This window comes from Kitasatospora sp. NPDC091257, assembly GCF_044757675.1.
GTDB lineage: Bacteria > Actinomycetota > Actinomycetes > Streptomycetales > Streptomycetaceae > Kitasatospora > Kitasatospora lactacystinica.
Genome location: NZ_JBIVVI010000006.1, coordinates 1 through 23790 on the forward strand (window position 1 = coordinate 1; position 23790 = coordinate 23790).

Genomic DNA, 23790 nt, shown 5'->3' on the forward strand with positions numbered 1-23790 from the left:
CCCGCACGGGCGCCGCAGGGCTCGGCGATGTCGCCGGTGTTGCTGGTGCCCCCGGGGTCGCGGGTGTCGCCGGTGCCGTCCGCGCCGATGCGCCGCCCGCCAACGGGGGCTTGGCGGTCGGCGCCGAGATCCCCGGGCTGCCCGGCGCCGTGGTCGTGCCCCGGCCCGTACTGCCGCGCATGTACGACCTGTCGGGCAGCCCCACGGGGGGACACACGGCCGGACTGCCCGCCGTCAGCCGCGCCGACGGCCCGGGGACAGGCCCGGGGACCGGCCCGAAGGATGACACGGGCGATGGCCCGGACCGGGGACCGCGCACGCCCCGGGTCCTGCCGCGGCGGGCCCTCGACGCCGGGCCGGACGTGCCCCGGGGCGAACAGTGACGACGCGGCGTATCGGACCCCTGCACGATCACCACCGGACGCCGAGTGGTCCCGCCGCCCTCCGGCTCACCCCGCTCCCGCGCAGGAGACCCGAAGCCGCCGGACGGCGGCGAGGCCCCGGCCCATCTGGCCCGCCGGCCCGGCAGCCTGAGCGGGCCGACTCGGCCTCAGGCCTTGGTGTGGACCGGGTGGAGCTCGGCGAGCGACCCGACCAGCGGGGCCAGCTCGGGGACCTCGGTCGCCTCGGCCAGCGTCGCCTCCAGGGCGGCGTCGTGCACCGGACGGGCGGCCGTCAGCAGGTCACGGCCCTCGGCCGTCAGCTCGGTGTAGATGCCGCGCCGGTCGTCCGAGCAGAGGAAGCGGCTGAGCAGGCCCCGGTCCTCCAGACGGCTCACCAGCCGGGTCGTCGCGCTGCTGCTCAGCGCCGCCGCGCGGGCCAGCTGCTGCATCCGCATGTGCCAGCCGTCCTGGCGGGAGAGCGCGTCCAGCACCGTGTACTCGACCACCGAGAGCTTGAACTCGGCCTGGAGCGCCTTCTCCAGTGCGGTGTCGATCATCCCGTGCAGCGCGGCGAGCGTCCGCCAGCCGCCGGCCCGGACCTCGGCCGCATCGTCGCGGATTCCCATGGCTCGCCCACCCTTCCGTCGCGCTGCTCGTGCCGTATGCCGGACGAGGCCCCGTGCGAGGTCTCGTACCGGCTCTGGTACGAGGTCTCGTCCTGTTGTCTTCCTACGACAAGTATGCCAGTTGGCGCGGAATACCGGTCTGTGCAAATAGTTCGACTTATACCCCGGCGGCCCCTCCCCTGCCGGCCTGCCGTGGAAGTCCCCTCACCCCTCCCCGGACCAGGCCGCCGCGCACAGCGCCGTGGCCAGCTCTTCGGTGTAGGAGGCCGCCGCCAGCCAGGCGGCGGCGAAGGCCTCGTGGTCGTCCGTGACGATCCGGCCGAAGACGTCGCGCTGACGGTTGGCAGCGGTGGCCCGCAGAGCGTCGAGGAGCTCGGCGGCCGTGGCCAGCCCGGCGGCACGCAGCAGCGCGCGGTCGGCCGCCGCCGAGGCCTCGCTCGGGGCGAGGGCGTGCCGGCCGGTGGTGACCGTCTGCTCGACCCGGCGCCCGAGCACGTGGACGGGCGGGCCGTACGGCGCCGGGGCCGTCGGCCCGTCCGCCGGCCCACCGACCGGGCCGGGCCCCGCGAGGTCGGCGGTCTGGAGGCGTTCGAGGCCGAGGTTGACCCGGCCCGCCCGGGCCGCGGGCAGGGCGAGTCGGTCCGGCGTGCCCGGGGGCGTGCCGATCGCGAGCAGGCGCAGCTCCGGACGGTCCGCGCGCTCCAGCCGGCCGATCACCCGCAGCCGCAGGCCGGGCGCGGTGGCGAGCAGCGCCAGGTTCGCCCGGAACGGCAGGTCGGGGTGTTCGTGCGCGGGGCGCAGGACGATCACCGGACCGCCCGAGCCTCCCGGACCGTCCTCCGCCGGGCCGCCCGCGGCGCCCCCCGCCGTGTCTCCCGCCGTGCAGCGCGCCAGCAGCTGCGGCGTCCCGCCCGGGCCGGTGGGGGCGGTGCCCAGCAGGGTGACGTCCAGGAACAGCAGGTCGCTCCCCGCCGGGCGGCTCTCGTACGGCCGTTCCTGCGCCGCGAGCGCCCGGGCCACCTGTGCAGGAGCCGGTTCGGACCAGAGCCGGGCGGCCGGCTCCGCCGTCCACGCCGTGCCCGCCGCACGCACCGCCCGGACCGAGGCGCCGGCGCCCAGTCGGCCGCCGGTGGACCTGGTCGCGCCCTGGACGGCCAGCCCGGCCCGGCTCAACTCGCGGTGGCTGAGCGCGGCGTCACCCAGCCGGACCGTCCGGTTGCCCGCCCCGACCGCCTGCGGGGCGGCGGCCGCCGCGTCGTCGTGCGGCATCACCTCGGCGATCGTGCTCAGGCGCCCGTTGGCATCCACCGCCCAGCTGACCGCGCCCGCGTGCGTCGCCGTCAGCACCGGCTCGGCGAACAGGCCGTAGAGCCGCAGACCCCCCTCTTCCCGGTAGGCCTGGCGCGCGGTGCCGCGCAGTTCGGCGACCGGGGCGGCGCCGGCGGCCAGCGCGGCGGTGAGGCCGAGCAGTTCGCGCAGGCCCGCCACCAGGTCCACCAGGCGGTGGTCCGGCGCGCCGGAACGCGCCGCCCGGACCCTCGTCGCGACGGTGACCGCCGCCGAGGCCGGGCGGTGCAGGCCCGCGAGGCGTGCCCGGTGGGCGGCGCGCAGCAGCTCGGCCTGGGAGACGGCGCCCGCCCCGCTCACCCCGGCGGCCAGGACGGCGGCCGCGGCCTCGTGGAGGTGGCGGACGGCGGCGAGTTCGACGGTGGTGAGCGGGGCGGGGGCCGTCCGGTCGGTCGGCGCACCGGGCGTCTCCGGGGCTCCTTCCCGGCCTTCCGCGGCCGCCGACCCGGTGCCGCCGTCGGGCGCGGGTCCGGACCTGGCCTCGGGCCCGGCCTCGGCCTCGGGGTCGGGCTCAGGCCCGGCCTCGGCGAGCGGGCAGAGGGTGACGGCGGCGGCCCGGTGCACGCAGGCCGGGGCCAGCAGGCAGCCGCAGCGGACGTCGGCCTCCACCACGACCACCCCACCCGGGGCGTGCAGCACCAGCAGCGTCTCCTCGTCCACCTCCACCCGCCACTCGTCGCCCTCCCGGGCCACCGGCCGCTCCGCCAGCTTCGCCGCCGCGCCGTCCAGCCGCTTCTGCAGCCGGGCGCTCAGCCCGGCCACCACCTCGGCGACCACCTCGGGCCGCACGCCCGGCCAGTCGCTCGTCCGTGCCGTCACGCTCATCGCACCTTCTCCCCCACCCAGCGGGCCAGTTCCAGCGGGCTCAACGCCGCCACGGGCATCCCGGCCGCGACCAGTTGGCCCGCGACCGCCTTCGAGTAGCGGGCCGTCCCGGTGTCGTCCAGCGCCGCGCAGCCGAGCAGGTGCACACCGGAGTCGACCAGCGCCCGGGTCTGGGCCAGCAGCCCGCCGATCGGCCCGCCCTCCTCGAAGTCGCTGATCACCGCGATCAGCGTGCGGGACGGCACCGTCACCAGCTCCCGCGCGTAGCGCAGCCCGCTCGCGATGCTGGTGCCGCCGCCGACCCTCACCTCCAGCAGCAGGCTCAGCGGGTCGTCCACCCGTGCCGTGAGGTCCAGGACCTCGGTGGAGAAGGCCACGAAGTGGGTGCTCAGCGAGGGCACCCCGGCCAGGATCGAGGCCGTCAGCGCGGCCCACACCGTGGAGGCCTCCATCGACCCGGAGACGTCCACGACCAGGATCAGCCGCCAGTCGTTGGCCTGCCGAGCCCTGGTCCGGAAGACCGGGCGCTCGGGCACGATCAGGGTGCCGCCGTCCGGCCCGGGCCGGGCGGTGGCGAGGTTGGCCCGGATGGTCCGGTCCAGGTCCAGCCCGCCGCCCGGGCGGCGGGACGGGCGCGGCACGGCGATCCCGGTCAGTGCCGGGCGCAGCCTGGTGGCCAGCTCCCGGTTCAGCTCGTCCACCAGCCGCCGCACCAGCGGGCGCAGCCGGGCCACCCGGGCCTCGGGCAGACCGCCCGCGTGGTCCAGCACGGTGCGCAGCAGCTCGACGGACGGGCGGACGGCGCCGGGGTCGATCGTCTCCAGGACGTCGGTACGGCCCTGGGCGACAGCGGCGGCCAGCACCTCCTCGCGCACGCCGGGGCCGAACAGCGACTCCAGCTCCTCGGCCCACTCCCGCACGCCGGGGTACGGGGCCTCGCGGCCTCCCCTGCCGCCCCGGCTGTCCAGGCCCGGGCCGGAGCCCTCGCCGTGGCCGGTGCCGTACAACTCGTCCAGGGCCGTGGCGAGTCGGGCACCGCGACCGGTCAGGCCGCCGTCGCCGGGGCGGCCGAGGAGCAGCCGCCAGCGCTCGGCGGGGGCGAGGGTGCGGGGCGCGGTGGTTGTGGTTGTAACGGTCGCGGAAATCGTGGCGGTTGGGGCGGTTGGGGCGGTCGCGGAAATCGTGGCGGTTGGGGCGGTTGGGGCGGTCGTGGCGGGGAGCCGGGTGGGAGGCCGCTCCGAGGCCGTGGCCGGCGGCGCGACCGCCGGGGTGTCGGCCGCCGCCGGGGGCAGGAGGCCGCGGCGGGCGAGGGCCGCCCGTGCCGCGAGGTCCGCCCGCACCCAGCCGGCGAGCACGGCCGGGCCGGCCTCCTCGGGCAGCGCGGCGAGCCGGGCGCCCAGGCTCTCCTCGACCAGGGCCAGCAGCCGGTCGCGGGCGGCCGGACTGAGCGTGTCGAACCCGCCGCGCAGGGCGGGCAACCGGTCCAGGAAGGCGTCGTCGGGCAGCGAGGTGACCCGCTCCAGCACCGGCTCCAGTGCCTGCGGCGCGGAGTCGAACAGCCCCTCCGCCGCCGTCAGCAGACCGACCAGCGCCCGCCCGAGTGCCTGTCGCGTCTTCGGACCGGTCGCACCGTCCACCCAGGAGGCGGCCCGGCCGCCCAGCACCTCGGCCGGCTCCTGCCCGAGCAGCACCCGGACCGCACCGGCCGCGCCCCGTACCAACGGGCTCCCCCGCTCGGCGAGTTCGGCCAGCGTGTACGCCAGCCGCACTCCGCCGAGCCGGTCCGCCCGCCGCACCAGCTCGACCAGCGCCCGCGCGTCCTGCGGATCGTCCGACCCGCCCACGCCCTCCAGTTGCCGCACGGCGGCAATGGTGAGCACCTCCCCGGCCGCGGCGAGCACGGGCCGACCCGCCGGAACGGCGGAGGCGGGGGCGGAGGCCTCCCCTCCGACCGAGGCGTAGCCGGGGAAGTGGCCCGCGGTCAGCCGGTCGACGAGCGCCAGGGCGTCGAGGAGGTCGGGCAGCGTGGCGGAGGTGGGGAGGACGGTGGTGAGTTGGGCGAGGCGGGTCTCGGCGAGGGCGGGGAGGGCGCAGGAGGCGGCGGCGGTGAGGCCGTCGATGATCTCGCGCGGGGTCGGCTGGTCGGTGAGGCCGGCGCGCAGGGCGCCCTCGGCGGCCTGCGCGGGGGTGACGCCGCGGGTGCCGGCGACGGTGAGCATGGCGGCGCTGGCGGGCGTCCAGTGCAGGCGCCAGCGGGTGCCGAGGGTTTCGGTGCCGCCGGCGCCGGTGGTGGCGACGGGCTCGGCGTAGGGGACCTCGCAGACGGTGAGCCGGTGCAGGAGGATCTCGCGGCGGCGGTCGAGGTCACTGCGCAGCGGGTCGAGGCGCAGGTCCCGCGGGCCGGGGTCGGCGGGGCCTGGCAGGCCGAGGCCGGCGAGGAGCGTCTCGACGGCGGGGGCGAGTCCGCTGCGCGGGGCGGCGGGGGTGGGACGGCCGGTGCGGGTGCCGACCAGCACCTGTTCGAGGGCGCGGGCGACGGCCCGGCCGCGGCCCAGGGGTTCGCCCTGGGCGAGGACGGTCTGCACCGCTTCGACGAGTTCGCCGCGGCCCGGGGCGGCGTGGCCGCGCAGCCGGGCGAGGTCGCCGGCCAGGCGGACGATCTCGCGGGCGTCGGCCGGGCCGCTGGGGTGGTCCTGGCTGCGCAGGGCGGCGCAGATCCGGACGGCGGTGGTGGTGAGCGCCTCGGCGAGGCGTTCCGGGTCGCCGCCGGCGTCCAGGACGGTGTGCTGCCACTCCGGGTCGCGGATGCCCGCCGGGTAGCCGGAGCGGGCGTCGAGCAGCGGGTAGGTGTACGGGATCAGGGACAGGACGTGCCCGGGGTCGTCCGGGTGCGGCGGCTCCTCGGCGGCGAGGGGGCCGTCCAGCAGGGCGGGGGCGTGGAAGGCGCCGATCACGGCGGCGACCCGGCGCCCGCCGGCCGAGGCGTCCTGGATGCGGGCCCTCATCCAGGCCTCGCGGCGCAGGTCGTACGGGTCGACGCCGGGGCCGCGCTCGGCGTCCCGGCGCAGCGCCCAGCCGACCAGCAGGGCGGCGCGCCGGACGGCTTCCGGGGAGGAACCCGGGGCGGCCGTCTCGACCAGACGGTCCCACAGGTCCTCGTCGGCGTCCCGGCCGGTGAGGCGGTGGCGCAGCGCGTCGGCGACGCCGGGTACTTCCGGGCCTCCGTCGGTGCGCCTCGACTCCCCCGCCCGCTCCCCAGTCCGCTCCACGGCGCGCTCGCCGCCCCGCGCGGCGGCGCGGTGGGCGAGCGGGAGGTCGCAGGCGATGGCCTCCACCCCGTTGCGCCGGGCCCAGCGCAGGGCGGCGAGTTCCGGGGAGAAGTCGGCGAACGGGTAGAAGGCGGGCCCGGCCGCCTCGTCGGGCCCGGCCGGGGCCGCCGCGAGGGCGACCGGGGCCAGGGTGGCCTCGTCGGCGAGCCGGCCGAGCCAGGGCTGGAACTCGGCGGGCAGCTCGACCAGGACGGCGTCCGGCCGGGCGGCGTCGAGCAGCGCGGGGACGACCGCGCTGAGGGACGGCGCGTGGTGGCGCACGCCGATCAGGTGGGGCCCGGGGCGGCCGGTGCCGGAGGCGGCCAGCCGGTCGGCCTCGGCCCGGACCGTCCGGTCCGCGTCGTCCGGGCGGGGGATCTCCGCGCTGCTCATCGGATCAGACCTCCAGTGCCGAGCGGAGGTCCCACAGGGTGCGCCAGGTGGCGGCGCCCTGTTCGGCGCGGCGGCGGACCGGGCCGTCCCAGTAGCCGAGCAGCCGGGCCGCGTCGGCCGGCTCGTCCTTGCGGACCACACCGAGGAGCTGGCCGGGCAGCCGGCCGAGCAGGTCCCCGCCGTCGGGCAGGTAGGCGGCGCTGACCCCGAGCGAGGTGGCGACGGAGACCGCCTCGGCGGTGCTCATCACGGTGGACGGGCGTTCGACGTCCCAGCCCTCGGTGGAGCGGCCGGTGCGCAGGTCGCGGAACGCGGTGACCAGGGCCTCCAGGACGGCGTCGTCCACGGCGTAGGCGGCGCCGGCCCGGGCCACGGCGGTGGTGGACTGGCGGCGGACCAGGTCGACCTCGGCGGCGAGGCTGCCGATCGGGCCGACCGTCTCGAAGTTGAAGCGCCGCTTGAGCGCCGCGGACATCTCGCTGACGCCCTTGTCCCGCAGGTTGGCGGTGGCGATCAGGGTGAAGCCGGCCGCGGCGTGCAGCTGCCCGTCCGGGGTGCCGGCCAGTTCGGGGACGGCGATGCGCCGTTCCGAGAGCAGCGAGACCAGGGCGTCCTGCACCTCGGGCAGGCAGCGGGTGACCTCCTCGACCCGGGCGACCGCGCCGGCGGTCATCGCGGTGAGCACCGGCGAGGGGACGAGGGCCTCGCGGCTGGGCCCCTTGGCGAGCAGCAGGGCGTAGTTCCAGCCGTACTTGAGCTGGTCCTCGGTGGTGCCGGCGGTGCCCTGGACGGTGAGCGCGCTGGTGCCGCAGACGGCGGCGGCGAGCAGCTCGGAGAGCAAGGACTTGGCGGTGCCGGGCTCGCCGACGAGCAGCAGGCCGCGCTCCCCGGCGAGGGTGACGACGCAGCGCTCGACCAGGGCGCGCTCGCCGACGAACTTCGGCTCGATGACCAGGCCCTTGCGCCCGGCCTTGAGCTTCTCGCCGCCGCTGCCCCTCACGAAGGTGACCACGGCGCGCGGGGTCAGCCGCCAGCCGGGCGGGCGCGGGCCGCTGTCGTGGGCGGCCAGGAACTCCAGTTCGGCGGCGTACTTCTCCTCGGGCGGGACGGTCTGCCGGTCCGCGGCGGCGACGGTGGCGGTCGCGCCGGGGGTGGTCTCGGTGGCGGTCATCGGCGGGCCTTCCTGCGCTTGCTGGTCTGGAGCTCTTCGTAACCGGGGGCGTCGCCGTCGACGGTCCGCTGCCAGGCCCGGGCGAACAGCTCGGGGACGGGCAGGGGGACCAGCGCGGGCCGGTGGGTGTGCAGTTCGTACAGGGCGGCCTTCCAGGTCTCGGCCGGCAGCGCCGGCGCCTTGGCCTCCAGCCAGCCGCCGGGCAGGAAGAGGCCGCGGCCGGCCCGGGCCCGCTTGGCCTCCAGCACCAGGCCGGTGGCGGCGAGTTCGGCGCGGGCCTTCTTCAGCCGGGCGGGCTTCCAGCCCGTCCAGCGGGCGGTGTTGCGGTCGGTCGGGTCGGGCAGGGCGAGCAGTTGGAGGTAGAGCGTGGCGGCGTCCTCGCCCAGGTCGTGGGTGCGGGACACCTCGGCGACCAGTGCGGGGACGGACTGCTGCGGGTTCTGCAGCCAGGCGGGGCCCTCGCCGGGGGCCGGGACGGTGGTGGTGGCGGCAGCAGCAGCGGTGGCGGTGGCGACCAGCTGCTCCGGCTCGCCCCGGAGCACGGCTTCGACGGCCGACCGCTCGGTGCGGTACCAGTGGCTGTCGGCGAGCCCGCCGATCAGTTCGAGCAGTGGGTCGTCGGGGCCGGTGAGGGCGGCCGGGCGCAGCCAGATCCGCTCGTACTTCTCGTGGTGGGGCATCAGGACGAGCGCCGGGCCGCAGCGGACCATGCCGTCCGGGTCGGTGCCGCCCTCGGCGGGCAGGCCGAAGTGGGTGCGCAGGACGGCGGCCAGCGGCTTGCCCTTGACGGTGCTGGTCACGTGGAGGTCGAGCAGCAGCTCCGGGTCGGCCAGGCGCTCGCGCAGCGCGGTGGCGGCGGCGGGCAGCAGCGGGCGCAGCGGGCTGTCGGCGGGCAGGTGGTAGGCGAGCCAGCGCAGTGCGGCGACGGTGGAGGCGAGTGCGCCGACGTCCGGCACGGCGGAGCCGTCCTCGGGGACCAGCCGGGGGCCGGAGCCGTCCTGGCTGACGACCCGGAAGGGGGTGCGGCGGGTCAGCCACGGGGTGCTGGAGAGGTTGAGCACGGCCTCGACGGTGTCGATGGACACGCCCTGGACGGTGGCCAACGCCTCCTCGGGGAGGGTGACGAGGCGTCCGAAGCGCCGGATCCACTCCTCGGCCCCGGCGGCGAGGTCGGGGCCGTCGGTCCACAGGGTCTTCGGGTCCGCGGGCAGCAGGGCGCCCCAGACGGCGGCGAGGCCGGTGTGGTCGTGTCCGCGCAGCCATGTCCGGGCGGCCTTGAAATCGGCGGCCTTGAGCGCGAGTTCGGCGGGCACGGCGATGTCGTTCCAGTACAGCAGGCCGGACGGCGGGCTGAGCAGCAGGGCGGAGCGGGCGGTGCCGATGCCGGTGAGCTCGCTGAACGCCTCGGCCCTGGCCGCGTCCCAGGGGACGGCGCAGCGCAGCGCGGCGACCTTCGAGAACTCGGCGACCCAGGCGGCGTCGACCAGTTCCCCGGTGTCGCGCTCCTCGACCGTGGTGAAGTGCGCGACGGGCCCGAACTCCCCGCTCGGGTCGTGGTCGACGGCGAGCCAGTGCACGATGCCGTCGGCGTACTGCCGCTGGTGGCCGAGGATGACGACGGTGCGCCCGCCGTGCCGCAGCACCTCGCCCTGGCGCTGGGCGACCGGCCGGCCGCCGGTGGCGTTCACGGCCGTCGGTACCTGTTCGGCGAGGACGATCTCGCGCAGGGTGGTGCCACGGTCGGCCAGCGGGCCCTTGGTCAGCTCGCCGAGCAGCAGGACCAGCGAGGAGCGGTGGGCGGGCTCGGTGAACGGCGAGGCCACCGCGTGGGCCAGCGCGTGGACCCGGCCGAGCAGGTGCAGCCAGCCGTGGCTGACGTCGCCGTTGCGCAGGCTGAGGGTGGCGGGGCTGCTCCAGCCCTCGCCGTCGGCGGCGGGCGGGGCGGCCAGCACCCCGGTGACGGCACGCAGGTTGTTGAGCACCCACCAGTGCGCGGCGGATCCCCAGTTGTTGCCGAAGCCACCGATCTCGGGCAGCACGGCGCGCACGGCGTCGCGCAGTTCGTGGTCGCGCCCGTGCTCGGGCTGCCATTCGGTGTTCTGCTTCGTGCTCGGGCGCTCGGCCTCCGGCTGCGGGGCGAACCGGGCGATCCGGTCCAGCAGGTCGGCGGCGAGGCGGGCGAGGCCGGCGACGCCGGCCAGCAGCCGCTGGTCCGCGATGCCGGGCAGGATCGCGCCGACCTCCGGGACGGGCAGGGTGCGCGGGGTGCGCCGGGCGAGCGGACGGCGCACGCCCTGGACGGTGAGCCAGCACTGCTCGTCCTCGGGGACCGGCTCGGTGTCGGTCGGCCAGGCGGCGTCGATCAGCCGGGCGGCCTGCTCGGAGGAGACGCCGCGCAGCACCGTGGAGCCGGCCTCGTCACGCGGGCGCAGGGCGTGCCAGTGCGGGAACGGCGGAACGAGCGGGGTGCCGGCGGCGGAGAGCTCACCGGCGCGGCAGGGGTGCAGGTCGACGGTGCGGTCGGCGCGGCCGGTGAGGTCGGGCAGGTTGAGCGAGACGTGCTCGCCGGAGGTGTGGCTGACCACCGGGGCGGCCGCGCCCGGCAGGGCGAGCCGGCCGACCGGGACGGTGTCCGACCGGTATCCGGTCAGCGGCAGCACGATGCGCTGCCCGTCGGCCGTGAAGGTGGTGACGGCCTTGTGGGGCTCGACCCTGGCCCAGCTGCCGAGCACGGTGCCGTCGGTGCCGAGCGGGGTCCGCTCCAGGCCGGGCTGCAGCGGCAGCAGCCAGGTGCTCTTCCGGACGAGCCGGCCGGCCTGGGCGGTGGCGGCGATCACCGGTGGTTCGGCGGCGCGGCCCAGGGCGCCGGTGGCCGGGTCGAGTTCGCGCAGGATGGCCTCGCCGTCGGAGGCGTGGCGCACCGTCCAGTAGCCGGTGCCGTCGCCGAGGACGGGGTGCTCGTCGGGCATCCGGGTGTCGCCGGCGTGCAGCGGGCGCTCGCCGGTGGTGCGGCCGCCACCGGGCAGCTGGAGCGAGGGCAGCTCGGGCTGGCGGTCGCCGTAGTAGTAGCCGGCGATGGTCTCGCCCTCCAGCTCGAACCGCTCGTCCGGGCGGCTCGACCAGTAGGCGAGCTGCTTGCCCTCGTGGGACCAGACGACCAGCAGTTCGCCGTCGACCAGGCGCAGCCGGATCCGGTTGCGCTGGTGCAGCTCCTCGGGCAGCCGGAGGGTGTGCTCCAGCACGATGCCCTCCGGGCCGACGACGACGGCCCGGTCGAGGCGGGCGAGGATCAGGTGCGGCCAGGCGTCCTCGACGACCAGGCCGCTCAGGCCCGCGCCGCCCAGGCTGGGGACGGGGTGCTGCGGGGCGTCGTCGGCGGGCGGGTCGGCGATCTTGCCGAGTGCCTCCTCCAGGGCGGGCCAGCCGAGTTCGTCCAGGATGCCGGCCCGGAGGGCGTCGGTGAGCAGCGCGGCGACGTCGAGGGCGGCGACCCGGTCGGCGACGGCCGGCGCGACCGTCCGGACGGCGGTGCGGTGCTGGGCGAACGCGCGGACCAGGTCGGCGGCGGCGGCCAGGCCGCGGGCGGCGAACAGCTCCTCGGAGCGCTCCTCGGCCCACTCGGCGAACAGCTCGTTCAGCAGCGGCAGGGCGGGCACCTCGCGCTCGGCGGCCGTCTTCCAGGCGGCCGGGGCGGCTCGGCGCAGCAGCGGCCGGTAGCGCTCGTCGGCGCCGACGGCGGCGAGGGCGGGACTGTCGGGGCCGCACTCCGAGACCCAGTCGTGCAGCTCGATGCCGAGGCCGTCCGGCGGACCGGCCACCGGCACGCCCGCGGTGAGCAGCAGGTCCAGCAGGTCGATCCTGGTCCGGCTGGCGCGGATGCCGGTGTGGAGGTCCACCGGGACGGCGTCGGCCTTGAGCCGCTCGACCATCCGGCGGGCCAGCGCGAGGGTGTCCGGGCAGCTGGGCCGGCTGCGCCAGCCGCGGCCGTGGTGGTCGCACCAGCGCTGCAGCCAGGCGGCGGCCGGTTCGGCGCCCTCGGGGCGGGGGCCGGTGAGCAGGTCCTCGGCGCCGGTCTCGGCGAGCAGCGCCAGCCAGGCGGTGTCGTGCGCGGCCGGTTCGGAGGAGGACGGGTCGGGCAGCAGTTCCAGCAGGCGGGCGCGGACCGCCGCGTCGCTGCGGCCGAGCTCGACCAGCGCGCCGTGCCAGGACTTCCAGAACGCGGCGGGCGCCCGCGTGACCGCCGGGGAGTCCAGCAGCTCGGCGAGCAGCGCGCGTTCGTGCTCGGCGCGGTCCAGCCCGGCGGCCTTGATCAGCGCGCGGGCGTCCTCGGCGACCCCGGCGTACGGGGCCATGCCGGCCGCGGAGCGCTCGGTGCACAGCTGGCGGAAGCGCTGCCAGGCGGTCAGCGGGTCGAGCCGCTGGGCGAGTTCCTTGACGTACTGGCGCAGGGACTTGACGGTGAGCGCGCCGGCCAGGGCGAACTCCAGGAAGACGGCGCGCAGCCGCTCCTCGTCCACCGGCAGGCCGTGGGTGCGCTCGGCCTCGCGGGCCTTGCCGAACCAGGCGGCGGCGTAGGTCCGGTTCTCGTGGCGCAGGAAGATCCGGCCGACCTCCTCGCAGAAGGTGGGCAGGAAGTGCGGGACGGCCCGGCCGAGGCGGACGGCCAGCTCGTCGAAGCCGTCCTTGGCGGCGCCGGGCTTGGAGGCGGCCTGGCGGGCGAGCCGCTCCAGCTCCTTGACCAGGGCGAGCGCGTGGTGGCCGTTGGCCGGGTCGTGGACCAGGGCCCAGGCGGGGAAGCCGAGCGCCTCCTGGCGGACCTGGCCGACCTCGGCGGGCGCGGCCTCCGGCGCCAGGCCGAGGAAGTCGAGGGCGAGGTCCTCGGCCGGGCCGAGCGCCCCGGGGACGAGCCGGACGATCCGGCGCCCGTCGAGCGCGGGGTGGGTGTAGCCGCGGGCGGTGAGGACGTCGGCGGCACTGTCGGGGCGGCCGGCCCCGGGCAGGGTGCCGGGCGGGAGCACGGCCCCGGCGTCGAGCAGTTCCTCGGGCGTCGCGGTGGTCGGGTGCGCGGTGGTCGGGTGCGCGGTGGCGGTCATGCGGCTTCCTCCCCCTGGATCGTGCGGCCGGCGTACAGGGCGGCGGCCATCCGCATGCCCTCGGACCAGGCGACCGGTCCGACCTCGGTGAGCGGCAGGGCACGGCCGTCGGGGCCGGCCCAGCTGAGCGCGCCGGTCTCGCACGCGTCGTACTCGTAGTAGTCGCCGACCCAGACCCGGGCCTCGACGGTGCGCCCGCCCTCGGTGACCGGCTGGACGGCGGAGCCGCCGCGGACCCGGCAGCCGAGCCGGTTGCAGCGCCCGACCAGCTCGCGCAGCTCCCGGTAGCGGCCACCGGCGTAGGTGGTGACCTCGGTGCCCGCCGGCAGCTCCGCGGGCCGGTGCCAGACCTCGCGGTAGAGCTGCTGGACACACTGGGAGACGCCGAGTTCGACGGCGAACTCGCGCAGCTCGTCGAGGTCCTGGAGCAGGACGGGGTGCGGTATCAGCACCTCGCCGTCGGTGAGGCGCACGGTGTCCCCGTCCAGGTCGACCAGGCCGAGGCCGCGCTCGGCGTCGACGCCGCGCAGGAAGCCGGCCACGGAGCCGTCCGTGGTGGTGACCACGAGGTCCTTCAGGACGCCCTGCCAGGCCTCGTCCGGCCACACGGCGGTGAGCACGGCGGCGGGCACCGGCAGCGAGCGGACCATCCAGCGCTCGACGTCCTCCAGGCAGCCGCGCTCGTGCGCGGCCAGCCACTCGGCGAGCTGCTTGAGCTGGATGACCACGCGGTCGTCACCGAGCTTCGCCGGCAGGGACTTGAGGTCGCGCCCCGCCGCGTTGCGGCACGCCACCCTGCCCTCCCCGTCGAGCGCGACGCGGTACCCTCCCGCGTCCGTCTCCACCCATGCCACGGCCGTACTCCTCCCACCGGGAAACACTTGTCGATCGCCTGCTGACCAGCGATGCGAGGAACGTAGCGAGGCCCACTGACAACGCGACGGGCGGGGTGAACTCGGGCCGTGACATGCAAAGTTCAAACCACTCGAACGAGTGATCGAGGAGGCGAAAAAAGCGGGGCGGCCGCCCGAAAGCAGCCGCCCCGCCCGTCCCTCCGCCCCGCCGGTCCCTCCGCCCTGTCCGTCCCTCCGCCCCGTCAAACCGACGGCGCCCGGGGCACGATCACCGGCGCACCGTCGCCCGGCGCCGCCAGCACATGGCTGTCGATGTCGTACAGCGCCCGCACCAGCGGCGCGTCCACCACCTCGCGCGGCGGCCCGCAGGCCACCACCGCACCGTCCCGCAGCGCGACCAGCAGGTCCGCGTAGCGGGCGGCCGCCGCGAGGTCGTGCAGCACCATGACCACCGTCCGCCCGCCCGCCGCGACCCGGCGGACCAGCTCCAGCACCTCCACCGCGTGCCCGAGGTCGAGCGCGCTGGTCGGCTCGTCGAGCAGGACCACCGGGGTGTCCTGGGCGAGCACCATGGCGAGCCAGCAGCGCTGGCGCTGGCCACCGGAGAGCCGGTCGAGGCGACGGTCGGCGAGGTCCTCCACGCCGGTGGCGCGCAGGGCCTCGGCGGTCAGCCGCTCGTCCTCCGCCGACCACTGGCGGAACAGCCCCTGGTGCGGATGGCGGCCGTAGCGGACCAGCCCGGCGACGGTGACCGCCTCCGGGGCCTGCGGGCTCTGCGGCAGCAGCGCGACCCGGTGGGCGGCCTGGCGCGGGCGCAGCCGCCACACGTCCTCGCCGCCGACCAGGACCCGCCCACTGTCCGGGCGGTGCAGCCTCGCGACGGACCGCAGCAGGGTGGACTTCCCGCAGCCGTTCGGGCCGACCACCGCCACCACCTGTCCGGCCGGCACGGTGAGGTCGACGCCGCCGAGCACCGGGCGCCCCGGCCCGTAGCCGGCGCTGAGCCCTTGGATGGTCAACTCCATGGCAGCTCCCCCTGGTTCGACGTACGCTCAGTTGCCGCCGAGTGCCTTGGCGAAGTCGCCGATGACCACGTCGGCGGCGAGCGGGCCGCCCCGGGTGGACCAGACCGAGCCGTCCACGGTGACGGCGTGGTTGTTCTTCACCGCGCCCAGCTCCTGGTAGGCGGGCTTGGACTGGACGTCCTTGAGCGCGGCCTTGCCGTCGTCGGTCAGGGTGGACAGGAACAGCCAGTCGCCGTCGATCTCGTTGAGCTTCTCCAGGCTGAGCGCCGGGCTGTGCGCGTTGCCGTCCTTGTCCTGCGCGGCCGGGCGGGTCAGGCCCATGTCCAGGGCGACGCCGCCGGCGAACTGCTTCTTCTCCATCCAGCTCGGGCCGGTGGGGTTCCATCGCACGATGGAGACGGCGGCGCCCTTGTTCCTGGTGAGCTCGGCGCCCGCCTTGGCGGCCTTGGCGTCGTAGTCGCCGATCACCTTGTTGGCCTGGTCGAGCTTGTTGACGGCGTTGCCGATGCCGCGGAAGGCGAGCTTCCAGTCGTCGGTGGGCGCCATGGTGACCAGCGTGGCGGGGGTGATCTCGCGCAGCTGCTTGAGCACCTGCTCGTCCTGCATGTCGCCGGCCAGGATCAGGTCGGGCTTGGCGGCGATCACCTTGTCCATCACGGGCTGGAGCAGGTTCCCGACCACCGGGACGCCCTGCACCTTGTCCTTGAGGTACGCGGGCGGCTCGGCCAGCCCCTGGCCGTTGGTGATGCCGACCGGCTTGACGCCCAGGGCGAGCACCGCGTCCAGGTCCTCCTGGGTGAGGGTGACGATCCGCTTGGGCTCGGCGGGGACCTCGACGGCCTTGCCGGTGGCGTCCTTGACGGTCCGCTTGCCGCCGCCCGCGGCGTCCGCCGCCGGGGAGGCGGCCGTGGAGGAGCCCGAGGACGAGGAGGAGGAGCCGGAGGAGCCGCAGCCGGTGAGCAGGAGCGCGGCCGCCCCGGAGACGGCCAGCGCCTGGGCCGCACGGCGGCGGACGGGGCTGAGCGGGCGACGGGCGAACGGCATGGGTGCCTCCGGGCAACGGTGGTACGGAAGTTGAGCGGCGTCCGAGAAGTTCGACGGGACGGGGGTGCCCCACGGGACGGACTCGGCCATTAGGTTAGCCTTACCTTATGACATTCTCGCAAGCCGGCGTCCGCGCGGCGCCCCCCGCCACCGCGCCGGATTCGCCGCCACCGGGCCGGCGGAGCCGTCGGCCCGAGGGTGCCCGCCCCACCTGGCCGGCCGTCACGGCGGCGGTGGTCCTCCTGCTCGCCCTGGCCGCGCTCTCGCTGTCGGTCGGCGCCGGCGAGGTCGGCCCCGGGCGGGTGCTGGACTACCTGCTGAACCACGACGGCGCCCGCGCCGACGGCCGGCTCGCCCTCGTCGTCGGCGACCTGCGGCTGCCGCGCACCCTCACCGCCCTGCTGGTCGGCGCCGCGCTCGGCGTCGCCGGGGCGCAACTGCAGTCCGTCACCCGCAACCCGCTGGCCGAGACCGGCCTGCTCGGCGTCAACGCCGGCGCCTCGCTGGGCGTCGTGCTCGGCATCGCCGTGCTCGGCGTGCAGACCTCCTTCGGCTACCTCGCCTTCGCCTTCGGCGGCGCGGTGCTCGCCAGCACCGTGGTGCTGCTGGTCGCCAGCAGCCGGGGCGGCGGATCGCCGATGCGGCTGGTGCTCGCCGGCTCCGCCGTCGCGGCGATCTTCCGCGGACTCACCGACGTGCTGATCGTCAACTCCCCCGAGGCGTACGAGCGGTACCGGGTGTGGGTGCTCGGCTCGCTGGCCGGGGTGGAAGGCTGGACGACCCTGCGCCAGCTCGCCCCGGTGCTCGGCGCCGGATTCCTGCTCGCCGCCCTCACCACCCGTCCGCTGACCGCGCTCGCCCTCGGCGACGACCTCGCCCGCGGCCTCGGCCACCGACCCGGCGCCACCCGGGCCGCCGTCGCCGTCGCCGTCACCCTGCTGACCGCCTCGGCGGTCGCGCTGGCCGGGCCGATCGCCTTCCTCGGGCTGCTCTCCGGCTTCCTCGCCCGCACCGTCGCCGGCCCCCGGATCGGCCGACTCACCCTGCTCGCCGCGCTGTTCGGCGCCACCGTGCTGACCGGCGCGGACGTGCTCGCCCGGGTGGTGGCCCGGCCCTTCGAGGCGCCGGTGTCGGTGATCGTCGCGCTGATCGGCGCCCCGGCCCTGATCGCGATCGTCCGCTCCCGGCACTCCACCGCCCTGGCCATGGCCGACCCCGCCGAGTCCACGCCGGCCGCGCGACGCGGCGAACCGGCGCCGCCCAAGCCGGACTTGACCCTGCGGCACGGCACATGGTCGCTGCTGCTGCCGCGCCGGGCACTGCTGGCCTCGCTCGGCCTGGCCGCCGCCCTGCTGGCCGCCGTCGTGGTCTCGGCGCACGCCGGACAGAGCGAACTCGACCTCGCCCGCACCTTCCAGGCCGTGTTCGGCTACGGCGACCGGCTGGACGTCCTGCTGGTACAGAAGTTCCGACTCGGCCGGATCGTCGCCGGACTCGCCGCCGGCGCCGCCCTCGGCCTGGCCGGCTGCCTCACCCAGACCCTCGCCCGCAACCGCCTGGCCACCCCCGAACTCCTCGGCGTCAACGACGGCGCGACCGCCGCCGTACTCATCTCCGCCAGCACCGCGGGCACCTTCGGCGCCTGGTGGGCCGGACCGCTCGGCGCGCTGGTCGCCGTCCTGGTCGTCACCCTGGCCTCCGGCGGACTCGGCGCGCGCGGCTACCGGGTCCTGGTGGTCGGGCTCGCCATGTCGGCGCTCGCCTCGGCCGTCATCCAGGTCGCGATGGCCCGGCGCTCCCTCAACTCGGCCGGATCGCTGTACATCTGGACCAACGGCAGCCTCAACGGACGCGACCTCGCCGTCGCCACGCCCGTCCTGATCGGACTGGCGGCACTGGTGCCGATCGCGCTGGCGGTGGCCCGGCGGCTGGCGGTGCTGCGCTTCGACGACAGCGTCGCCTCCGCACTCGGCGTCGACCCGGGCCGGGTCCGGCTCGCCTGCCTGCTGCTGGCCGTCGCCCTGGCCGGGCTGGCGGTCGGCGTCTGCGGGCCGGTCGGCTTCGTGGCCCTGGCCGCGCCGGTGATCGCCGGACGGCTGGCCGGGCCCGCGCGGGTGCCCGTGCTCGGCTCCGCCCTGACCGGCGCCCTGCTCGTCGTGCTCGCCGACACACTGGGCCGGGTGCTGTTCGCCGGAGTGGAGATCCCCGTCGGCATCGTCACCACCGTCCTCGGCGGTCCCTTCCTGCTCTGGGTGCTGCTCGGCCGCAAGGGCAGCCCCGCCTAAGCCTTTTGGAGTCACTGCTGTGGAAACCCCGCTCGTCGCCCTCTGCCCCGACGATCCCTCCTACCGCCTGGTCACCTTCACCCATCACGACGGCGACTGCGACGGCGTGCTCGCGCTGCTGCACACCGTCACCGACAAGGACCGCCATGCCGGGGACCTGACACCGCATCTGATGCAGCGCCAGGACGATGGGGCATGGTCGATCACCTACCGGCTGCGCGCCGACCACCGCGCCTCGTACCAGCTGTACCCGTTCCGCGGCGAGGCCCCCGGCACCGCCCGGCCCGACTGGCTGCGCGTCCTCGACCAGGCCCGCCCCGACCCGTACGACACCGAGCCCCGGCTGCCCGCCCGCGACGGCCGCCACCCCGCCTCGGTGCTCAGCCTGCCCGCCGCCCCCGCGCAGCCGTACGTGGCGCGGCGCGACGGCGTGTCGCGCGGACGGACGCTCGCCCACACGGTGGCCGGCCGGCGGGTCGACGTCCACCTCCCCGCCGGACACCGGCCGGACGGTGGCCCGTACCCGGTCGCGGTGCTGCTGGACGGCGAGATGTGGGGCGAGGTGCTCTCCGTCGGCGACACCCTCGACAACCTGACGGCCGACGGCGCCATCCCGCCCACCGTCACCCTGCTGGTGCACACCATGGGGCCGAAGCGCCCGGACGACCTGAGCTGCAACCCGGCCTTCATCGACCTCCTCGCCGACCGCCTGCTGCCCTGGGCCACAAAGGAGTTCGGCGCGAGCGGCGACCCGACCGCCACCGTGATCGCGGGCCAGAGCGCGGGCGGCCTCACCGCCGCCTACGCCGCCTACCGCCGCCCGGAACGCTTCGGCAACGCGCTCTCCCAGTCCGGCTCCTTCTGGTGGCCCGACGAGACCGAGTTCGACGCGGGCAGCGAATGGCTGACCCGGCGCGTCGCCGCCGAGGAACGACGGCAGGCCCGCTTCTGGATCGAGGTCGGGCTCCAGGAGTGGATGCTCCTCGCCCAGAACCGACACCTGCGCGACGTCCTCACGGCCCGCGGCTACGACCTCGCCTACCGCGAGTTCAACGGCGGCCACGACTACGCCTGCTGGCGCGGCGGCCTGGCCGACGGGCTCGCGCACCTGCTCGGGTCACCCGAGGGGATGGTTTCGGGCTGATTCGCATACCTCCAGGCCATCAGGCGTCTAGCGTCGAACTTCGCACCGATCGGCCTGGAGGTACCCCATGAGCACGTCCTCGTCCGCCGCGCCGCCGCCGATGTCGTGGAAGTACTGCGGCAACCAGATCAAGCTGTGGCGGACCCGCGCGGGTGTCAGCCGCGAGGACCTGGCCACCGAGGCCGGGTACGGCATCGAGAGCCTGCGGTCGATGGAGGCGGGGCGGCGCAAGCCCTCGATGCACCTGCTGCAGGTGGCGGACGACATGTGCGACGCGAAGGGGATCCTGGTGGCGGGGGCGCAGTTCCTGAAGCCCGAGAAATATCCGTCCTCCGCCGAGGACTACATGAAGTACGAAGCCGAGGCGGTGGCACTCAACTGGTACGAGAACCACTTCTTTCCGGGTCTGCTGCAGACCGAAGAGACCGTGAGAACGCTCCTCGAATCCCACTGGCCGCCACTCGATGACGAGACGGTCGAAACGCGGGTCGCAGCGAGGTTGGAGCGCCAGGAAATGCTGAAGGTGCAGACCAAGGCCTTCAACTTCCTCATCGAGGAGGGGGTCCTACGACGGCCGCTCACGACCATCGAAGCCCACCACCGCCAGTTGCGCCACGTTCTGACGGTCGCCGAGGCACGCCACATCACGGTTCAAGTGGTTCCGTCCCGGGGGATCCACCCTGGTCTGAACGGGCAGTTCATCCTTCTGGAAACCGTCGAACATCAACGACTCGCGTATGAGGAAGGCCAGGCGATGGGCATGCTCCACGCAGACCCGGCCAGGGTGAGCATCCTCAGTCATCGCCATGAAATGATCCTCCGGCAGGCGCTCAGTCCCGAGGCCTCGGCCAAGCTGATCAGTGAGTCGCTGGAGGAGCTATGAACGATGCGTTGACCTGGTTCAAGTCCAGCCACAGCAACACCGAGGGCGGCGCCTGCGTCGAGATCGCGGTCACCCCGGGCACCGTCCGCATCCGGGACTCCAAGGACAAGACCGGCCCTCAGCTCACCTTCACGGCCGAGGCCTGGGTCGACTTCATCGGCGAGCTCGCGGAGGAACTATGAGCACTGAACCGGCCTGGTTCAAGTCCAGCCACAGCGGAACCGAAGGCGGCGCCTGCGTCGAGGTCGCTTCCACTCCGGGCACCGTTCATGTCCGCGACTCCAAGGACAAGACCGGGCCCCAGCTCGCCTTCAACCCGACCGCCTGGACCGACTTCGTCCAACTCGCCCGAGACCTCGCTTCTCCGGACCACTGAAGCCGCCGCCAAGGCCCCCGTGCTAGCGTCCCCGGGGCGGTGCAGCGGCACCGGCCCCGGACGAGACGTGCGCCGTACCCGGCCTGCCAAGACGACGCACTCTGGAGGCGTCATGGCCGCTGCCGGTGCACCGATCGCCCGTCCACTGGACGTGCGGTGGATCCACGGTTCCCCGTCCGCGAAGCACAACACGGACCCGGACATCCAGGTCCACGAGTACGACGAGCACACCGTCATCCTGCGGCAGAACAAGGCGATCAACTACGAGGCCCCGTTCCTGTTCCTGCTCTTCGGGACGGAGCGGGCGGTGCTGATCGACACCGGGGCGACGGCCGAGGCCGCGTACTTCCCGCTGCGCGCGACGGTCGACGGGCTGGTGGAGGCGTGGCTCGCCCGCAATCCCCGGGACGGCTACGGGCTGCTGGTGCTGCACACCCACCCGCACGGCGACCACGTCGCGGGCGACGGCCAGTTCGCCGACCGGCCCGCGACCACCCTGGTCGGTGCCGATCTGCCCACCGCCTGGCCGTACTTCGGCTTCGACCGGGACGAGGAGGCCGTGGCCCTGGTCGACCTCGGCGGCGGGCGGGTGCTGAAGTGCCTGGCCACGCCGGGACACCACGAGGCGGCGGTCACCTTCTACGACCCGTGGACGGGCTTCCTGCTCACCGGCGACACCGTCTATCCGGGGCGGCTGTACATCGACGACTGGCCGGCCTTCCGGCGCACCGTCGAGCGGCTGGCCGCGTTCGCCGGGAGCCACCCGGTGACGCACGTGCTCGGCTGCCACATCGAGATGACCCGCGAGCCGGGCGTCGACTACCCGATCCGCACCACCTACCAGCCCGACGAACCTCCGCTCCAGCTCACCCCCGCCCACCTGGACCGCATCCGGGCGGCCGTCGCCGAACTCGGCGACGGTCCGCGCCGGTACCCGCTGGACGACCTGATCCTCTGGCCGAACGAGTGAACTCCCCGGGTCCCGCGGCCGATCAGTCCCGGTAGGGCACCAACCGGGTCAGGTCCAGCTCGAAGTCGAAGGGCGCGGGGATGCGGAGCTTCTCGCCGAACTCCCGCTCCGTCCTGGTGTGGTAGCGGTCGCGGTTGGGTTCGGAGAACAGGGTCACCGTCTTCTGCCGGGGGTCCACGATCAGGTAGAGCGGGAAGCCCATCCGCGGGTAGTCGCGGACCTTCCCGCTCCAGTCGTTGTCGGGGTTGGACGGCGAGACGATCTCGACCGCGATCAGCGCCAGGTCGGCGGGGATCTCGCGGCCCAGCTCGATGACGTCCTCGGGCAGGTAGGTGAGGTCGGGGTTGCGAACGGTGCCGAACTCGGGCGAGGAGAGGTCACTGTTCCCCGTCGGGAAGTAGCCGGGAGGACAGTGCGCCTCGAACTGGCGCTGGACGATCGCCAGGTTGAGCTGGTGAATCGATGACGGTGACGTCTGCATGACGATGACGTCACCGGACAGCTCGACCTTGTAGCCGTCCGGCAGGCTGCGGCAGGCCTCTTCAAGCAGACGGTAGTGCTGAGGGTTCATGGGCTCTCCTCCGGTGCTCCGACCACCGTAGGGCAGTCGGAGCACCGGAGGACCACGGACCGCACCGGCGTCATTCCTCCGGGGGTGGGCCCGGAGCTTCGGTGGGGAGGCGAAGGGCCAACAGGGTGCCGGCGGCGACCAGGGCGGCGGTGAGGAGGAGGGCGAGGCGGTAGGGGGTGGCGTCGGTGCCGTCGGCGAGGGCGCCGATGAGGGCAGCGGTGGCGGCGATGCCGAGGGCGCCGCCGAGGGTGCGCAGGATGGTGAACAGGCCCATCGCGCGACCCATCGCGGGGCCGGGGACGTCGGCGAAGCCGGCGATCTGGACGGTGAGGACGGCGGTGCCCAGGATCAGGCCGACGCAGAACATCAACACCCGTACGGCCCACGGGTTCTCGGCGAAACCGAGGGAGGCGAGGACGACCGCCGCCAGCAGCAGGCCTGGCAGGGCGAGCCGGCGCGGACCGAGCCGGGGCAGCAGGCGGTCGACCACCTGCGAGGCGGCCATCAGGCCGATCGCCTCCGGGAAGACGCTCAGCCCGGCGTCCAGGGCGGTGGCGCCGCGCGCCGCCTGGTAGAGCAGCGGCAGCACGAACAGCGCGCCCATCAGCCCGGCCGAGGTCAGCAGGGCGAGCCAGCTCGCCGCGCCGAAGGTGCGGTCGGCGAGCAGCCGCAGGTCCACCAGCGGTTCGGGGGAGCGGAGTTGGTGCCGTACGGCCGCCCCCAGCAGGGCCAGGCCGAGCAGTCCGCCGAGGGCCACGCCCGGGGAGGTCCAGCCGTGCGCCGGGCCGAAGCCGAGGGCGTAGGTCAGCAGGCCGAGGCCGGGCGTGGCGAGCAGGAAGCCGGTGGTGTCGAAGCGGCCGGCCGGGGGCTCCTGTTCGCCGCGCAGGCCGATCAGCCCGATGATCACGGCGGCGACCCCGATCGGCACGTTGACCAGGAACAGCCAGTGCCAGGAGAGGTGTTCGGTGAGGAAGCCGCCGAGCGGCGGCCCGAGGGCGGGCATCAGCGCGGTCGGGACGATCAGGATGCGGCCCAGGCCCGCCCGCTCGTGCGGGGCGAAGGCCCGGAACAGCAGGGTCATCCCGACCGGGGTGAGTAGCCCGCCGGCCACGCCCTGAACCGCCCGGGCCGCCGACAGCGTACCCAGACCGGGTGCCGCCGCGCAGAGCGCGGAGGCGAGCGTGAAGGCGGCGAGCGCACCGAGGAAGACCCGCTTGACGCCGTACCGGTCGCCGAGCCAGCCGGCCACCGGCAGGCCGAGGGCGAGGCCGACCAGGAAGGCGGTCTCCACGGCGTTGGCCGCCGAGACGGGCCGGCCGAAGTCCTCGGCGATGCTGAACAGCGCCGGGTTGACGATCGTCGAGTCCAGGCCGTTCATGCACATCGCGGCCGTGTAGGCGACCACCACCGCGGCGCGCCCCGCGAGCAGTCGCCTTCCTGACCGATCGCTGGCTGCTGCTGTTCAGCGCGATCGCCCTGACCGTCTGGAAGG

At 75.4% G+C, this 23790-nt stretch carries 16 protein-coding genes, 1 pseudogene and 1 riboswitch; of the genes and pseudogenes, 6 read left to right on the forward strand and 11 right to left on the reverse strand.

The annotated features are described in order from the left end of the window. The 9 genes from ACIQOV_RS00625 to ACIQOV_RS00665 form a co-directional block, all read right to left on the reverse strand. Positions 1-215 (reverse strand): hypothetical protein (locus ACIQOV_RS00625; protein WP_401043254.1); only part of this gene is annotated, 215 nt, incomplete at its 3' end. A 335-nt stretch (positions 216-550) separates the two neighbouring features. Continuing rightward, complete coding sequence (locus ACIQOV_RS00630; protein ID WP_401043256.1) at positions 551-1009, reverse strand: MarR family winged helix-turn-helix transcriptional regulator; 459 nt, start codon at positions 1007-1009, stop codon at positions 551-553. A gap of 204 nt (positions 1010-1213) precedes the next feature. Beyond that, the gene (locus tag ACIQOV_RS00635) at positions 1214-3175 is read right to left on the reverse strand and encodes a hypothetical protein (RefSeq protein WP_401043257.1); all 1962 of its coding nucleotides are present in this window, start codon (positions 3173-3175) and stop codon (positions 1214-1216) included. A 2-nt stretch (positions 3176-3177) separates the two neighbouring features. Beyond that, positions 3178-6882, reverse strand: a complete 3705-nt coding sequence (locus tag ACIQOV_RS00640; RefSeq protein ID WP_401043258.1) for a DUF5682 family protein — start codon at positions 6880-6882, stop codon at positions 3178-3180. Positions 6883-6886: 4 nt separating this feature from the next. Next, entirely contained in the window at positions 6887-8053 is a 1167-nt protein-coding gene (locus ACIQOV_RS00645) for an AAA family ATPase (RefSeq protein ID WP_401043260.1), read from the reverse strand. Then, positions 8050-13146: a hypothetical protein gene (locus ACIQOV_RS00650; RefSeq protein WP_401043262.1), complete on the reverse strand. Its 5097-nt coding sequence runs from the start codon at positions 13144-13146 to the stop codon at positions 8050-8052. The genes ACIQOV_RS00645 and ACIQOV_RS00650 overlap by 4 nt, the downstream gene beginning before the upstream one ends. Further along, positions 13143-14000 carry a DUF4132 domain-containing protein gene (locus ACIQOV_RS00655; protein WP_401043264.1) on the reverse strand — a complete coding sequence of 286 codons (858 nt, stop codon included), beginning with the start codon at positions 13998-14000 and terminating at the stop codon, positions 13143-13145. The genes ACIQOV_RS00650 and ACIQOV_RS00655 overlap by 4 nt, the downstream gene beginning before the upstream one ends. Before the next feature lie 242 nt (positions 14001-14242). Continuing rightward, entirely contained in the window at positions 14243-15025 is a 783-nt protein-coding gene (locus ACIQOV_RS00660) for an ABC transporter ATP-binding protein (RefSeq protein WP_401043266.1), read from the reverse strand. Between the two features lie 27 nt (positions 15026-15052). Beyond that, positions 15053-16069: an ABC transporter substrate-binding protein gene (locus ACIQOV_RS00665; RefSeq protein WP_401043267.1), complete on the reverse strand. Its 1017-nt coding sequence runs from the start codon at positions 16067-16069 to the stop codon at positions 15053-15055. Positions 16070-16176: 107 nt separating this feature from the next. Here ACIQOV_RS00665 and fhuB point away from each other — a divergent pair, with 107 nt between their 5' ends. From fhuB to ACIQOV_RS00695, 6 genes and pseudogenes are all read left to right on the forward strand, one after another. Then, positions 16177-18354 (forward strand): Fe(3+)-hydroxamate ABC transporter permease FhuB, encoded by a 2178-nt coding sequence (fhuB, locus tag ACIQOV_RS00670; RefSeq protein WP_401043269.1) that lies wholly within the window; start codon positions 16177-16179, stop codon positions 18352-18354. A 10-nt stretch (positions 18355-18364) separates the two neighbouring features. Next, positions 18365-19498 (forward strand): annotated as a pseudogene (fes, locus tag ACIQOV_RS00675) (enterochelin esterase); the annotation flags it as partial. A gap of 67 nt (positions 19499-19565) precedes the next feature. Further along, a complete protein-coding gene (locus tag ACIQOV_RS00680; RefSeq protein ID WP_401043271.1) occupies positions 19566-20381 on the forward strand; it encodes a Scr1 family TA system antitoxin-like transcriptional regulator in 816 nt (271 codons plus the stop codon). Then, entirely contained in the window at positions 20378-20563 is a 186-nt protein-coding gene (locus ACIQOV_RS00685) for a DUF397 domain-containing protein (RefSeq protein WP_401043273.1), read from the forward strand. Before ACIQOV_RS00680 ends, ACIQOV_RS00685 begins: the two co-directional genes overlap by 4 nt. After that, complete coding sequence (locus tag ACIQOV_RS00690) at positions 20560-20757, forward strand: DUF397 domain-containing protein (protein ID WP_401043275.1); 198 nt, start codon at positions 20560-20562, stop codon at positions 20755-20757. The genes ACIQOV_RS00685 and ACIQOV_RS00690 overlap by 4 nt, the downstream gene beginning before the upstream one ends. Before the next feature lie 33 nt (positions 20758-20790). Further along, positions 20791-20858: riboswitch (guanidine-III (ykkC-III) riboswitch) on the forward strand. Positions 20859-20869: 11 nt separating this feature from the next. Further along, a complete protein-coding gene (locus ACIQOV_RS00695) occupies positions 20870-21727 on the forward strand; it encodes an MBL fold metallo-hydrolase (RefSeq protein ID WP_401043277.1) in 858 nt (285 codons plus the stop codon). A gap of 22 nt (positions 21728-21749) precedes the next feature. Here ACIQOV_RS00695 and ACIQOV_RS00700 read toward each other — a convergent pair whose 3' ends face one another. Next, the gene (locus ACIQOV_RS00700; protein ID WP_401043279.1) at positions 21750-22298 is read right to left on the reverse strand and encodes a Uma2 family endonuclease; all 549 of its coding nucleotides are present in this window, start codon (positions 22296-22298) and stop codon (positions 21750-21752) included. A gap of 70 nt (positions 22299-22368) precedes the next feature. Beyond that, on the reverse strand, positions 22369-23706 hold the full coding sequence (locus ACIQOV_RS00705) for a DHA2 family efflux MFS transporter permease subunit (RefSeq protein ID WP_401043281.1): 1338 nt from the start codon (positions 23704-23706) through the stop codon (positions 22369-22371). Between the last annotated feature and the right edge of the window lie 84 nt (positions 23707-23790).

Bases quoted from the DNA above. Each gene is read 5' to 3' on its own strand.
- ACIQOV_RS00630 (WP_401043256.1), bottom strand. From the start codon at position 1,009: ATGGGAATCCGCGACGATGCGGCCGAGGTCCGGGCCGGCGGCTGGCGG.
- ACIQOV_RS00640 (WP_401043258.1), bottom strand. From the start codon at position 6,882: ATGAGCAGCGCGGAGATCCCCCGCCCGGACGACGCGGACCGGACGGTC.
- ACIQOV_RS00645 (WP_401043260.1), bottom strand. From the start codon at position 8,053: ATGACCGCCACCGAGACCACCCCCGGCGCGACCGCCACCGTCGCCGCC.
- ACIQOV_RS00650 (WP_401043262.1), bottom strand. From the start codon at position 13,146: ATGACCGCCACCGCGCACCCGACCACCGCGCACCCGACCACCGCGACG.
- ACIQOV_RS00660 (WP_401043266.1), bottom strand. From the start codon at position 15,025: ATGGAGTTGACCATCCAAGGGCTCAGCGCCGGCTACGGGCCGGGGCGC.
- ACIQOV_RS00665 (WP_401043267.1), bottom strand. From the start codon at position 16,069: ATGCCGTTCGCCCGTCGCCCGCTCAGCCCCGTCCGCCGCCGTGCGGCC.
- fhuB (WP_401043269.1), top strand. From the start codon at position 16,177: ATGACATTCTCGCAAGCCGGCGTCCGCGCGGCGCCCCCCGCCACCGCG.
- ACIQOV_RS00680 (WP_401043271.1), top strand. From the start codon at position 19,566: ATGAGCACGTCCTCGTCCGCCGCGCCGCCGCCGATGTCGTGGAAGTAC.
- ACIQOV_RS00685 (WP_401043273.1), top strand. From the start codon at position 20,378: ATGAACGATGCGTTGACCTGGTTCAAGTCCAGCCACAGCAACACCGAG.
- ACIQOV_RS00690 (WP_401043275.1), top strand. From the start codon at position 20,560: ATGAGCACTGAACCGGCCTGGTTCAAGTCCAGCCACAGCGGAACCGAA.
- ACIQOV_RS00695 (WP_401043277.1), top strand. From the start codon at position 20,870: ATGGCCGCTGCCGGTGCACCGATCGCCCGTCCACTGGACGTGCGGTGG.
- ACIQOV_RS00700 (WP_401043279.1), bottom strand. From the start codon at position 22,298: ATGAACCCTCAGCACTACCGTCTGCTTGAAGAGGCCTGCCGCAGCCTG.